Consider the following 15102-nt stretch of genomic DNA (forward strand, 5'->3'; position numbering starts at 1 on the left):
GACCGCTGCTGGCCGGGGAGACCGCGCGCCAGATCCGGATCCTGGGGATGCTGGCGGAGATCGCGGACGAGGCCCCCGCCGGAGCCGGGCTGCGCCAGGTGCTGGACGTGTCGGCCGAGGGGCAGCGCGTGCTGCGCGCGGCGGTCTCGCGACGCGCACGCGTCCGGGGCTGAGGCGGAGCGGTCCCGGCGTGGGCCGGCGCACCCGGGAACGGGAACGCGAGGCCGGCTCCCGCGCGGCCGCCGCCACGGAGCGCGGTACCCGGCGAAATCCGCCGGGTACCGCGCTCCTTCAGGTGGTTTCGGCCCGCGGGGCCACTGTGCAGGCGTCAGCTACTTCTGTATGCCCACTACTTCTGTACGCCCACCGCGCGGACGATCTCCTGCTTGACCGAGCCGCCCCGGTCGTCGGTGGCCGAGGCCCGCACGGAGACGTACCGCGCGTCCTTCGGCACCTGCACCGAGCCGGCCCAGGAGGCGGACGTGTGGTGTGCCCGGTCGAGTCGGACGGACCTCCACGTCGCGCCGTCGTCGAAGGAGACCTCCAGCGTGGAGCCGGTGATCTTCCCGGTGTCCGGCGCGCCCTTGACGTACTCGGAGAAGATCCCGAGATCGAGACGCTTTCCGGCCCGCACATCACCGTGCAGGTCGGTGTCGACGTCGAACCCGAGGTTGAGCATCGGCAGATACGTCCACCGGTCGGCCGGCGTGGCGGACGACTTGAAGGTCCATTCGGAGTGGCCCTTCGTGGAGAGCCGCCAGACGTCCGGGTCCATCGTGGTGTCGGTGACCACCTTGAAGTCCTGCTCGGTCGGCTTGACGTTCCGGGCGTACGCCCCCGAGCTTTGCTTTCGGTCGACCTGCACCCCGTCCACGTACACCTCGGTGAACTGGGTCAGCGACTTCTGGTTGAACACTTCGCCGAAGCCGGTGTGGTCCGGTCCCGAGTCGCCCCAGCCCGGCGTGTTGAACTCGAGGTCGTTGCCCGCGCGACGCTGGCCCCAGCCGAGACCGGTACCCAGCCACGGGTGCAGGACCGGCTTGAACCAGTCGGTCCCGGAGCGCGTGCCGCCGCGATAGTGCACGACGCCGCTGCGCTCCTCCAGGGTGCCCGGGCCGCTGGACATGGACTCGTGCCAGCCCTGGTCGGGGCCGGCGCTGATGTAGTCGGTGCGCTCCGCGGGGAACCTGATCTTCTCCTGGAAGCCGATGCCGTAGGGGAAGCTGCCGGTGATCGAGTAGCGGAACTCGCCGCCGTCGGCGGGCATCGCCGCGTGGAACTTGTTGTTGACCACCGCCAGTTCCCTCTTGCCCGGCCGGTATGTCAGATCAGCGGGGATCGCCCCCGGGTATCCCTTGCTGAGGTCGTAGACATAGGGCGTGAACTCGGTGCCGGTCAGTTCCACGCCCCGGCCGAGCCGAGCGGCCTCGATCAGGCGCGCGCCATCCTGCGCGTTCACCGTCGCGCTGTACAGGGGACGAGTCTCCCCGTCGGCCGCGCTGAAGTTGGCCATCAGCCGTCCGCGGACCTCGTCGGTGACGAACAGAGCCTTGGCGCCCGCATCCCGTGCGTTCTGGGCCAGCTCGGTGGTCGTGATCGCGTCGGTGCGACGCACGACGACCGCTTTGCCCACCACGTCCTTGCCGGCGTAGTCGGCGGTGGATCCGGCGCCCGCGTCCACCAGGGCCATCCGCTTCTGCCCGGTGAACATGTCCGATCCGTACTGCACGGCTGTCTCGCCGAGCCGCTTGCCGCCTGCTTCGACATCGAGTTGCGGCTTGCCGAGCCGCCAGACGGTCCGGTACTCGAAGGTGCCCGTGGCGGGCTTGCGGGTCGGTGCGGCGAAGATGCTGTCGTACTTCGGCGGGACCTGTACGGCCCCTGCGAAGGACGTGCCGTTCGCGGACCGGTTCAACTTCATCAGCAGCTGACGGGTCTCGGTCCGCCGGTCCACCTCGGCCCTGATCTCCCGCAACTTCGTCCCGTCGAGGGTGACTTCGCGGTCACGGTCCATGGTGACCTCGGGCTCGGTGAGCAGACCGAGACCGAGCGAGTCCTTGCCCTTGCTGCCGTGCACGTCGAGGAAGCTGGACAGGGTGTACATGCCGGGCGGCAGACGCAGCTTGAGCGTGCCGGATTCGCCGACCGTGGCAGGGATGGGATCTACGTCCTTGGCCAGCTGCTTCACGGTCAGGTTCGCGGCGGACGCCGCGCCCTCGCGGTCCTTGACGTGGACGGTGAGGGTGTAGCGCTCCTCCTCCTTGGTCAGGCCGAAGGCCGTGTGCGCCACCACTGTGTCGCCGTCCTTGGCGACGATCCGGCCGGAGGTGGCGCCGACGGGCGCGGCGGTGCCGTCACCGGTGACCGTGGTCTGCGCGGTGCCGTGCGCGGGCACGGTGAGGGTGGAGTCGGCGAGGGTGACCACGCCGGCGGGAGCGCCCTCGGCGGTCAACGCCAGGGTGACCGGCCGGTCGGAGGCGTTGGTGTAGGTCAGCGTCCTGGTGACCGGCTTGTTCGCCTCGTACGGCCAGCCGATGAAGCCGAGGTCGGCGCTGCCGGTCGCGGTGATCTGCGCGGCGATCGCGGACGGGACGTCCACGCGGCCCGCACCGACCTCGTACGGCGTGCCGCTGATCTGCTTGGACGTGCTCATCAGCCCGTCCTTGAGCTGCTGCCCGTTCCAGTCCGGGTGCTTCTCGGCGAGCAGCGCCGCCACGCCCGCGACGTGCGGGGTCGCCATGGACGTGCCGCTCTTCGACGTGTACGGGCCGCTGCCGCTCACGAGCTGCGAACGGGCCGCGAGGATGTCCACGCCCGGTGCGGACAGGTCGGGCTTCAGCGCGTTGTCGCCGAAGCGCGGGCCCTGGCTGGAGAAGGGGGCACGCCGGTCGGCGGAGTCGACCGCGCCGATCGTCAGTGCGGAGTCGGCTGCGCCGGGGGAGCCGATGGTGCCGGGGGAGTACGCGTTGCCTGCCGCGATCACGAACAGGGCGCCCGTGTCCTTGGAAAGGGTGTTCACCGCCTGGGCCATCGGGTCGGTGCCGTCGCTCCCCTCCGACGATCCGAGGCTCATGGAGACGATCTTGGCCTGGACGTCCTTGGCCGCCCACTCCATACCGGCGATGATCTGCGACTCGGTGCCGGAACCCTTGTCGCTGAGGACCTTGCCGACGGCGAGCGTGGCGCCGGGCGCGACGCCCTTCTCCTTGCCGTCGGAGGCCGCACCGCTGCCACCCACGGTGGACGAGACGTGCGTGCCGTGGCCGTTCCGGTCGGCGACCTCCTGGCCGTCGATGAAGCTCCTGGTCTCGCTCACCCGGTCCTTGAGATCGGGATGGGTCAGGTCCACCCCTGTGTCGAGGACGGCGACCTTGACACCCTTGCCGGTCAGCCCGGCCTCCCAGGCCGCGGGGGTGCCGATCTGGGCGTTACTGGACTCCATCGCGGCGTCGACGCGGGCGTCCAGCCAGATCTTCTCGACCCCGCCCGCCAGCCGCGTGGGTGCTGAAGTCGTCCTGGCGGCTGCGGAGTTGGCGTCCGGCGCGACCGTGCGCCAGAACGCCCCGGACTTCGACGCCTCCAGGGCCGCACCGCCCACACTCGGCAGACCGCGGACCTGGCGCGCTCCGCGGGGCGTCGCGCCCCGGGCGTTCTTGGTGTACGTCACGATGAGCGGCAGACCGTCGGAGGACGAGTCGCCGAGTCCCTGCTCGATCAGAGCGGTGACGTCGAAGAGCTCGGCGTCGAGGACGCCCGCCTGTAGGTAGGGCCGGGCCTCGTCGGGTACGACGGTGATCCGCCCGTCGGATATATCGCTGTGCACCGCTCCGGTCGCGCCCGCGGGGCGCTCCACGGCGACCGACTTCCGGCCCGCGCCGAGGTCCGTCACGGTCACGCGGTCACCGGTGATCAGGGTGACGGTTCGCGCGGTCGTGGGTGCGTGCACGGGCGACGCGGCACGGTCGGTGCCCGTTGTCGCCCCCATCGCCCCGGCTGCGACGGCCTGTCCGGCCGGCAGCAGTACGAGCGACAGCCCGGCTGCCAGGAGCCGGGACCGCCGTCTCGCGGATGCTCTGGTCATGGATGTCTCTCCTCCGCGCACCCGGTGAATGGGTGGTCCGGGCGCTGCGAGGAATTTCCCCCACGTCAACTTGCCTGACACCGTGCCGTGTTGGCGGCTGGCCCGCATGGCGGGAATCCGTCAGCAGCGGTCGCGGAGCACGGACTCGCCTTGCGTACCCCCGACGAAATCGTTCGCGCGTCCAGAGGGGTTTCACCGCCCGCTGTTCCGCCGGAAGTTCGAACCAGGCCCGGCTGGCACCCGCACTGACCAGCGCCAGCAGAGCACCTGGCAGCAGCAGTTGACCAGCTGCTTTGCCGTCCGGGCGGAGGCGCTCGTCTGCCTGCTCCTGACCGCGGTTGGTCACGCGTTGGCGGCGTGACCAACCGCAGGGCCGGCTACCGCGGGCTGTCCGGCTGGAGGTGGGCGTCGTCGGCGAGCGCCTCCCTGACCTCGTCCCGCAGCAGCCGCACGTACTCCCGTGTCCACGTCTCGACCGTCGCCCGGTCCCACAGGTCGGCCGAGTACTCCACGGCGCCCTCCAGAACGTCTCCGGCCGGGGTCAGCACCATGATGAACTCCGACCGGGACGCGGCCGGGGCGATCTCCGCCACCGTGGTGGTGAGTCCCGGCAGTTCGATCCCGGTGTCCAGCGAACTCTCGTAGGCCAGGCCGATGGCCAGGCCGTCCGGCATGTCGACGCCCCTGCGCTCCCGCATCGCCGGTGCTACCCGGCGCGGCGGCATGGCGTGCTCCATGCCCAGGACCGTCGTACGGGTGACCCGCTCCATCAGCGTCGCGAAGGAACCGGCGCGCGCGTCACGGACCCGCAGGGCGAGCGCGATGGCCGTGCAGCCCACCAGGGACTCGAACTCGCGGCTCTCCCGACCGGCGTAGGAGACACTCATCACCACGTCCTCCTGCTCCGCCTTCGCGGCCAGCAGCCGGCCGAGCGCCGCCGCGGTCACCACGAAGGGCGTGGTCGCCCGCCGGACAGCCAGCCGTTCCACATCGGCCCGGACCTCGGCGGGCACGGTGAACTCGATGACTCCGCCCCGCCCGCTGAGTGTGTCGGGCCGCGGCCGGTCCAGCGGCAGATCCACCGTGAAGGGGGCGTCGGCGAGTTCCTCCAGCCAGTAGTCCGTGCGGCGCCCACGCGTCGCCGCCTCGTGGGCGACCTGCCAGTGCGCGTACTCCACCTGCTGCGGCGCCGCGGATGACAGACCGTGCCCGGTCCCGGTGGCAGCCGTACGGTAGAGCGCGGCGAGTTCCTTCAGCAGCGTGGTCAGGGCCCACCCGTCGCAGGTGCAGTGGTGCATCACGAGCAGCAGTACCCACTCCTCGGCACCGGTGCGCAGCAGGCGGGTGGAGAGCACATCCCCCTCGAAGAGGTCGAGCGGTGTCTCCGTCGCCTGCTCGGCGAGCCGTCGCACCTGGGCCTGCCGTTCCGGCTCCGGCCGTGAGGTGAGGTCGTCCACGGGCAGGTCGACGGGGCGGGGTTCGAGCACTTCCTGTCGCCAGGAGCTGAGGCCCTCGCGTACCAGGCGGGTGCGCAGCGCTTCGTGACGTTCTGTCAGTTGCTGGAGTGCGGTGCGCAGCGATGCGGGGTCCAGTCGGCCGGAGAAGGTGATTTGCAGGGCGACGTTGAAGACCTGCGGCTTGGCGTGGCGGGAGTGCACGGCGGCGAAGCGCGCCTGCTGATGGCTGGCCGGGCCCGTGCGGACGACCCTTCTCGATCCGGCGCCGTGCACGAACTCCGTCATGGCGCGCAGCGTGGGCTCCTGGTAGAGGCGCGAAAGCGGGTACTCGATGCCCCACGCCTCTCTTATCCGGTTGACCAGCCTCATCGCGGTGAGCGAATGTCCGCCCAGGTCGAAGAGGGAGACGTCCGGATCGATGCCTGACGCGGTGAGGCCGAACTCGGCCGCCCAGAGATCACGGAGTCCGTTCTCCAGTGCGGTGAGGGGTTCGGCCTCCGGCGGCGGGCCGTCGGCCCGGCGGGCCTCCTCTCCGTCCGCCGGGAGGAAGGGATCGGCCGCCGGGAGCTTCGTCCGGTCCACCTTGCCGTTACCGGTCAGCGGCAGTTCGGTGAGGACCCGCCAGGCGCGCGGCACCATGTACTCCGGCAGGTGGTGGTTCAGCTCTTCGGCCCACCGGTCCGTGCGGGACCGTTGCTCCGCCGTACTGTCGCAGCCCGGCTCGGTGGGTACCACATAGGCGGACAGGAAGGCCTCGCCGTTCGCACGGCGCAGGCCCACGACGGCCGCCCGGCTGACACCGTCGAGACGGCCCAGGACCTGTGCCACCTCCTCCGGCTCGACCCGGAATCCGCGGATCTTCACCTGGTCGTCGGTACGGCCCACGAACACGAGTCGCCCGTCCGCCGTCCAGCGGACCAGATCACCCGTGCGGTAGCAGCGGTTCTCCGCCCCGCCCTCCGGCTCGGCCGCGAACCTCTCCTCGGTGAGGTCCGGCCGGTGCAGATAGCCTGCGGCCACCCCCGGACCACCGACGAAGAGCTCCCCCACCGCACCGATGGGCACCGGCTTGTCCGACGCGTCCACCACGCGCACGGTGACGTTGTCGGCCGGACGCCCGATCGCGATCACGTCCGCTCCCTCGTCCGGGACGGGCCCGTCGGCCCTGGGCGGGACCGTACCGACGACGCACAGCACGGTCGTCTCGGTCGGGCCGTAGATGTTCAGCGTCTCGTAGGGGGCCTCGGGCCTGGGGCGGCTCCGGAGCGCCTCGCCGCCCAGCAGCAGATGGCGCAGCGGGGGCTGATCGGCTGCCGGCAGGCGCAGCACCTGTTCGCCCAGGGCCGTCGGCAGGACGCTGAAGGCGATGTCCTGGTCCGCGTACCACCGGGCCAGGGCGAGCGGATCGCGGCGGACCGGCTCACCGGCCACGACGATCGTGCCGCCCGCCGTCAGCGCCGGCCAGATCTCCAGGAGGGAGGCGTCGAAGCTCTGGCTGCACACGACGGCACTCCGGTCGTCGCCGGTGAACGCGAAGCGTTCGTGGTGCCACTGGCAGAGGTCCACGAGGCCGCGGTGTGTGAGCACGACACCCTTGGGCGTGCCGGTGCTGCCCGAGGTGTAGATGACGGAGCACGCGGAGGAAGGGGACGAGCCCCCGGTGCCTGACCCGGGGTCTCCCGCCGGGGCGGCGTCCGGGGCGACGACGGCCACCGATCCGGGCAGCCGCAGCTCCCCCGGCCCGTCCGCGCCGCTGATCACCGTGCGGGCGCCGCTCTCGGCGATCACCTGCGTGGCGCGGACGGCACCGAGCGACGGATCGAGCGGCACATACGCGCAACCGGCCCGCAGTACGGCGAGCAGCGCCACGACGAGCTCCGCGGAGCGTGGCAGCCACACCGCCACCAGGGATTCCTGGTCATCGTCCGCCCGGTGTTCCGCGAGCACGGCGGCGAGGCGGCCGGCGCGCTCGTCCAGCTCCCGGTAGGTCAGCACGGCGTCCTCGCCCACCACCGCGGTCCGCGTGGGGTGCTCTGCCGCCTGCCGGGCGACCCAGCCGTGCACGGTGGTGTCCGCGACCGGCCGGACCGGGCCGTGTTCCCAGCTCTCCGGCACCTCGTCACCCTCGACCGCCGTGCGGGCGAGCAGGGAAAGCGGTGTGCCGGGCTTGCCGACGGCGGCGGCCAGGAGGTCGCGGAAGACCGTGAAGAACATGTCGACGGTGCTCGGCTCGAACAGGTCCGCGTTGTACTCCAGATGACAGCGAACGCCCTCCGGCCTGTCGGTGAAGTAGACCGTCAGGTCGGTCAGCGCCTTGTCAGGGCCCGCGTCCAGCGCGACTGCCTCGATGCCGGGGAGGTCGAGGCGGAACGGCTCCGCCGACTGGAACTCGGCGCACACCTGGAACACCGGCGTGCGGTCCGTCCTGCGGGGCGGAGCGAGCACGCGCACCACCTTCTCGAACGGTGTCCCCGCGTGGTCGTAGGCGTCGAGCGCGACGGTACGCACCCGGTCCAGCAGCGTCGTGAACCCGGGATCGCCGGTGAGGTCGACCCGCAGAGCGAGGGTGTTGACGAAGAAGCCGATCAGCTCCTCGGCCCGCTGCGGCCGGTCGGAGACCGGGACGCCGATGACGATGTCCTCCTGCCCCGTGACCCGTTGCAGCATCGCCGCCCAGCCGGCCACCAGGGTCATGAACAGGGTGGCGCGGTGGCCGCGGCTCAGCTGCCTGACCTGTTCGGACAGGCCGGGGCCGAGGGAGCGGAAGACAGCGCGGCCTTCGGAGGTCATCTCCGCCGGCCGGGGGCGGTCGGTGGGCAGTTCGAGGACCGGCAGGTCTCCGCCGAGCACGCGCCGCCAGTGGGCCAGGTCCCGCGCGGTGTCGGGGTTGTCCGCCGCCGCGCGCTGTTCCCGCGCGTGCTCGGCGTAGCTCCAGGTCAGTGCGGGCAGACCGGCCTCCGTGCCGTCGCGCTCCGCCCGGTAGAAGGCGGAGAGGTCCCGGCACAGGACGGTCGCCGAGGCCGCGTCGACCACGATGTGGTGGAAGGACAGGACCAGCACGTGCTCGTCGGCCGCGGTACGCACGACCCGGCTGACGAACAGCGGGCCGTTCTCCAGGTCGAAGCGGCGGGCGCTCTCCGTCGCCAGTGCCTCCCGCACGGCGGCCTCGGCCCGGAGGGTGCCGTCCACCACGGCGAAGTCGGGCTCGGCGGCCTCCCGCACCAGCTGGACCGCCGAATCGCCGGCTTGCCGCAAGACGGTGCGCAGCCCTTCGTGGCGGGCGACGAGCCGACGCAGCGCGGTGTGCAGCGCCTCGGTGTCGAGCGCACCGCGCAGCCGGATCGCCTTCACCTCGTTGTAGGCGGTGCGTCCCGGGAGCAGGCGTTCCAGGAACCAGATCCGCTCCTGGCCCGGGGACAGGGGCGCGCCCGGATCGGGTGCCCGTCGCTCCCGGTGCCGGCGGCGGAGGGCGTCCAGCCGGGGGAGACCGGCGCGCAGCTGGTCCGCACAGACGCCGAAGTCGACCAGCGCGACGATCTCGTCCGCGCCCGCGTCGACCACCGCCTCGGCCACGGGCAGGACGGTGTCCACGGATCCGATCAGGGCCCGTTGGTCGCAGTAGCGGCCGTAGGCGCGCCGGAAGACCACGTCCAGGTCGTCCTCGCTGAGCGATCTCAGGTCGGTGGTGACTCCGAGACTGTTGGTGACGCCGCTGAACAGGGACAGGGAGGCCTGCATGTAGCGGGCCATCGGCGCGAAGGCCTCGGCCCGGGCGGTGTCGTGGTCCTCGGAGAGATAGGTGTGCAGCAGGACGGCGACCCGCCCGGCGTCCGGGTCGAGGCCGTGCCGCGCCCGTGCCCGGCGGTAGCGGGCGATGTTGTCCCTGAGCTGGTCGATGTCCTGGGTCATCAGGTTGGTCACGATGCCCAGGTCGTGCGCGGCGGCCTGTTCGTACGACTCCGGGTTGGCGACCACCGCCGTGTAGAGCGGCGGCATCGTCTGGACGGGGCGCGGGAAGAGCCGGATCTCCCGTTCGCCGTCCCCGGTGGTGCGGCGCAGCGTCTCGCCCCGCCAGAGGCTCCGCACCTGTTCCAGCCGGTCGTACATCTCCTGCTTGTGCGGCCCGAAGCGCTCGGGGAAGAAGACGAAGTCGTTGGCGTTCCACCCGCTCGCGACACCGAGGCCGACGCGTCCGCCGGAGAGGTTGTCCGCCATGGACCACTCCTCCGCCACCCGGATCGGGTCGTGCAGCGGGAGTACGACCGAGCCGGCGTTGAGGCGGATGCGCCGGGTCTCCCGGGACAGCGCCGCAGCCAGGACGGCGGGGTTCGGGAAGAGGCCGCCGAACGAGTTGAAGTGCCGTTCGGGCATCCACAGCGCCTCGAACCCGTGGTGGTCGGCGAACCGGGCCGCCTCCATGAGCAGTTCGTAGCGGCCCTCCTTCGGACCGGGTCCGTCGTCCGGGTAGTCGCCGAAGAAGTAGAGGCTGAAGTCCGCGCGGCGCGGCGTCGTGAGCGCCGCGGAAACCGGGGCGGCCACGGGAACGGGGGGCGCGTCGGTCACCGCTTCGACGACGGCTTCGGCCATCGGGACCGGCAGGGCCGCCGCTGGTGTGACGGCTGTCCGGCCGGGAGCGGGCCTCCGGGACGGGGCTTTGCCGGTGCGGAAGAAGCCGGCCTTCCGCAGGTCCCTCAGCGACCCCCGCACGGCGTCGGCCACGTGCTCGATGTCACCGTCGGTGTGGGCCGTGGAGAGGAAGAAGTTGCGCCACTCCCACACATGCACGCCCCGCAGCATCAGATGGTAGTAGAGGAGCTCCATGTCGGCGCGGTGCTCGAAGCGGAACTGGGAGCCGAACCAGCCCATCCGCAGGGGGAATTCCTCGGCCTCGAAGAAGTCGTTGAGCCCGGTGGCCAGTTCGGTCGTCCGGGCGTTGAGCCGTTCCTGAAGGTGCGGACTGTGTTCCTTCAGATGAGTGAGTACGGCGTGCGCCGCGGTCATCGACACGGGATGCTGCAGGTAGGTGCCGCCGAAGAAGGTGGTGTCGGCGGTCGGACCGCTGTCGTCCCCGTAGGTCCAGTGGCCGCCGTCGATCCCGTCCATGATGTCCGAGCGGCCGGCGACCGCGCCGATGGGGAATCCGCCGCCGAGGAGCTTGCCGTAGGTGGCGAGATCCGGCGTGGCGCCGTAGAGGTCCTGCGCGCCACGGAGAGCGGGACGGAATCCGGTCAGCATCTCGTCGAACATCAACACGATGCCGTGACGGGCGGTCAGTTCGCGCAGCCTGCGGACGAACGCGGCCGGCTGGAGCGAGGGATGCCTGCTCTGCACGGGTTCGACGATGACCACCGCGATCCGCGCCGCGTCCCGCTCGATCGCCTGGAGGGCCTCCTCGCTGCCGTATTCGAGGACGGTCAGCTCGCGGACGGCACTGTGCGGGATACCCCGGGAGACGGGCACGGTCCCCTCCTGAGCACCGCGGCCGGCCGACCGGCCCAGCACCTGGTCGGCATGACCGTGGTAGGAGCCCTGGAAGGTGACGATCCGGTCGCGGCCGGTGGCGGCACGGGCGAGACGGATCGCCCCCGCGTTGGCCTCCGTACCGGAGTTGGCGAAGGCCACCCGTTCCAGCCCGGTCAGTTCGCACAGCAGCTCGGCGGCACCGCCCGTCTCGACACTGCGGGGGCCGAGCCGGATGCCCCGGGAGAGGTGTTCGCGTACGGCTTCCCGGACGAAGCCGGGCTCGTGGCCGAAGAGGAGCACCCCGAAGCCCATGGTGATGTCGGTATAGCTGTTGCCGTCGATGTCCTCGATCCGTGCGCCGTCCGCGCGACGGGCCGCTACGGGGTAGAGCATCTCCTTGGTCGACTTGCGGAATCCGACGACCGCTCTGCTGTCGGCGAGTCTGCGGCGGTGGCGCTGAGCGAGTTGCCTGGAGGCCGCTGTACGGGCCGTGTACCGGCGTACGAGGTCGTCGAGATGCTCTTGCTGAGTGCGGGGTGAGGTGGAGCGGACCATGCCGGCATCGGGGGCGATCACCACGCGCGGCCCGTGTGCCTGGGGCTGTTGCGCGCTGTCGGCCATGGCTTGCCCGGCGTCGCTCTGTCCGGCGTCGATCTGTTCGGTGATGCGCCGGGCGAGTCCGGCCATGGCGGCCAGGTCCCGGTCCAGGGTGGCCGTGAGGCTCTCCTGCTCGTTCACCGAACCACCTCGTCGTCCGGCAGGGCCGCCGCCGCGTTGCTCTGGAGTGCGAGCAGCTGGGAGAGCTGGGTGAGCATCTGGAGCTGGATCTGTGACAGCTGCTGGACCCGTTGGCCCAGCTCCAGCAGCTCCTGCCGGGTGACGAAACCGGCGTCCGCGGCGGCGTGCGGGACAGGCGGTGCCCCGCCGGTCGACGCGGCGGGGACAGGCGGTACGCCGGGGGAGGGCGATGCGGTGCTCTGCGCGGGTATCGGCGCGTGGGCGGACGGCTGGGGGATGGACGGCTGCGCTGCGGCCGGCAGGGGAGCGGTCCCGGGCTGCCGGGGCAGCCGCGCAGCGACGAGTTCGGCGAGAAGCCGGGGCGTTCCCGTCTCGTCGAACAGCTCTCGCATCGTGATTCTGACGTGGTGTTCCTGTTCGATCTCCCGGAGCACATTGATCATGAGGAGCGAGTCCGCACCGAGATCGAAGAACGGGGTGTCGGCCGGGACCGAGGTGAGGTCCTCTCCGAAGGCTCCCGACAGCACACCGAGGATGCTGTCCAGCAAACGTCTGGTCTCCGTCGCCTCTGACGTCATGGTGCGTTCCTCTCTTGCCGGGGAAATGGGTCCGCGGGGCCCGGGCAGGGCCCCGACCCAGTGGTGTCGGTGCTGGAAGCGGTAGCCGGGCAGCGGGACGCGCCGCCCTGCGGTGCCGGCCAGGAACGTCTCCCAACGGACGTCTGCTCCCGCGCAGTGCAGAGCCGCCGCAGCGCCGAAGAGTGCCGTGAGTCCGGTGCCCCGGTGCAGGGAGGGAGTCGCCCGCACCGCCGGCAGGGAGCGGCGGGCCAGGCTGCTGAGTGTGGTGTGCGGCCCGATCTCCAGGAGCACGTCGGGCCGTTCACCGGCGACGGCACGCAGCGACGCGTCGTAGCGCACCGGCTCGCGGGTGTGGCGGACCAGATGCTCCGGGTCCGGCATCCAGCCGGGCTCACGGGTCCGGCCGTCGAGAGAGCTGATGAAGCGGGTCCGTACCGGTGTGAAGGGGGTCTTCGCCAGTACCACTGCGAACGCGTCGAGCATCGGCTCCGTAGCGGCGGTGTGGAAGGCCCGGTCCACCGCGAGGCGTTCGTACGGGGTGCCCCGGTCATCGAGCGCGGCGCACATCCGGTCCACGCCCGCGACCGGACCGGCCAGCACCTGGGAGCGTTCCCCGTTGGTCACGGCGAGCTCCAGCCCGGGGTGCGAGGCGGCGAGCTCCACGGCGGACTCCCGCTCCAGCGCCACCGCCACCATGGCGCCCGGCGCGCAGTGGTACCGCATCAACCGGCCCCGGTGCGCGCTGAGTTCCAGGCCGTCCGCGAGCGACAGCGCCCCGGCCGCGAAGAGCGCCGCGTACTCACCGACGCTGTGTCCTGTCACGGCCCAGGGTCTGATGCCCGACTCGTCCCACAGCCGGACCAGGGCGCACTGCAGGGCGAACAGGGCCGGCTGCGCGGTCGCGGTCGGCCAGACAGCCCCCGGTGTGCCCGCCCCCTCGGTGAGGAGTCCGGCCAGCATCGGTTCACCGGTGAGCCGGCGATGCCACTCCTCGCAGGCGTCGAGGACCTCACGCACGACGGGAAACCGTTCGTACAGGGCCGCCGCCGCTCCGGGGCGCAGCGAACCCTGGCCGGTGAACTGGAACACCACCCGGGTGGGCGCGTCCCCCGGCGGCACGGGCCCCGCGGCGGTCGCGAGCGGTGCGGGGCCGGAGAGCCAGGCGTCGAGAGCATCGGCCAGCGCGGACGGTGTGCTTGCCCGGACCGCGATCCGGTGCCGGCCGTGCGAGCGCCCGAGTGCGGTGGTCGTGACGAGATCCGCCATGGGCAGAGCGGTCCGCCTGCGGAGCACGTCGCGCAGGGAGCGTGCGTTGTCGGCGAGGGCTTCCCGGCTCGTCGCGGAGACCAGAAGCACGTCCGGCGGGGCGGCGGTGGCGGAACGAGGCCCGGGTTCGGGGGCTTCCTCAAGGATCAGGTGGACGTTGGTGCCGCCGATCCCGAGCGAGGTGACACCCGCCCGCCGGGGGGTGCCGTTCTCGGGCCACGGCTGGAGGGCGCGGGGCGCGTAGAACGGGCTGTCCTCCAGCCCGAGCAGTGGATTGGGATCGCTGAAGCCCCCGATCGGCGGGATCACGCCGTGTTTGAGCACCAGCAGGGCCTTGACGAGACCGGCCAGTCCGGACGCCACGTCGAGGTGCCCGATGTTGGTCTTGACGGCTCCGAGAGCGCAGTAGCCGGTCCGGTCCGTGTCCTGCCGGTACGCCGCGCCCGCCCCTTCCAGCTCGATGGGATCGCCCTTGAGGGTGCCGGTGCCGTGGGTCTCCAGATACCCGATGGTGTCCGCCCCGACGCCCGCGTGGTCCAGCGCCCGGCGTACGGCTTCCTGCTGGCCCCGCGCACTGGGCGCCGCGAACGCCTGCTTGCCGGCGCCGTCGTTGCAGACGCCCCAGCCACGGATGACGCCGTGCACGGTGTCGCCGTCCGCGAGCGCACGGGCCAGCCGCTTCAGTACGACGGCCACGACACCGGTGCCTCCGACGGTCCCGTTCGCGGCCGCGTCGAACGCCCGGAGCCGGCCGGTCCTGGAGAGGATCGAGCCCTTGACGTAGTGGTAGCCGAGGACCTGCGGGACATGGACGGCGCTGGCGCCGGCCAGCGCGATGTCGCATTCGTCCAGCAGCAGGGACTGGGCGGCCAGGTGCACACCCACCAGCGAACTGGAGCAGGCCGTCTGCACGTTGACGGCGGGACCGGTGAGACCGAGCCGGTAGGCGACCCGGGTCGCGTTGAAGTCGGTGTAGTTGCCCACCAGGACCTGCATGCCGGCCAGCCAGTCGGCGATGTCCTCGTTCGGCAGGACGTTGTTGAGCAGATAGGACTGCATGTTGTACAGGTGGTAGCCGGTGCTGGCATAGACCCCGATCCGCTTTCCGTCCCGCTCGTCGGGGTAGCCGGCGTTCTCCAGGGCGTGCTGCGCGCACTCCAGGAACAGGCGGTGCTGGGGGTCGGTCAGGCGGGCCTCGCGGGCGCTCATCCCGAAGTGCCGGGCATCGAACCCGGCGATGTCGTCCAGGACGGCCGAGGCCCCGATGAAGTCGTCGCGCCGGTACAGCTCCTCGGGGACTCCCGCGGCCTTCAGTTCGTCCTGCGTGAAACGGGTGAAGCGGTCCTCGCCCTCGCGGATGACGCGCCACAGGTCCTCCGGCGTGTCGGCCCCCGGCAGCCGGAAGGACATCCCGACCACGGCGATGCGCGGGTCCTGCCCGCCGCCGCCCATCAGCCGCGCTCTTCGTGCAGGGTGCCGCCGCCGGGCTGTCGCACCTGGCCGGGCCCGGCCGGGGAAC

General features: G+C 71.7%; 3 protein-coding genes. All 3 read right to left on the minus strand.

The features are described 5' to 3' along the window. Window positions 1-349: 349 nt before the first annotated feature. The 3 genes from J1C73_RS29940 to J1C73_RS29950 all read right to left on the minus strand — a co-directional run bounded on the left by J1C73_RS29940 (window position 350) and on the right by J1C73_RS29950 (window position 15035). Window positions 350-4081 carry a S8 family serine peptidase gene (locus tag J1C73_RS29940; protein WP_207319125.1) on the minus strand — a complete coding sequence of 1244 codons (3732 nt, stop codon included), beginning with the start codon at window positions 4079-4081 and terminating at the stop codon, window positions 350-352. Between the two features lie 377 nt (window positions 4082-4458). Then, window positions 4459-11739 (minus strand): non-ribosomal peptide synthetase, encoded by a 7281-nt coding sequence (locus tag J1C73_RS29945; RefSeq protein ID WP_207319126.1) that lies wholly within the window; start codon window positions 11737-11739, stop codon window positions 4459-4461. Further along, window positions 11736-15035: a type I polyketide synthase gene (locus J1C73_RS29950; protein ID WP_207319127.1), complete on the minus strand. Its 3300-nt coding sequence runs from the start codon at window positions 15033-15035 to the stop codon at window positions 11736-11738. Before J1C73_RS29950 ends, J1C73_RS29945 begins: the two co-directional genes overlap by 4 nt. Between the last annotated feature and the right edge of the window lie 67 nt (window positions 15036-15102).

It is taken from the genome of Streptomyces laculatispora (assembly GCF_017353455.1).
In the GTDB taxonomy this organism is placed as follows: Bacteria; Actinomycetota; Actinomycetes; order Streptomycetales; family Streptomycetaceae; genus Streptomyces; species Streptomyces laculatispora.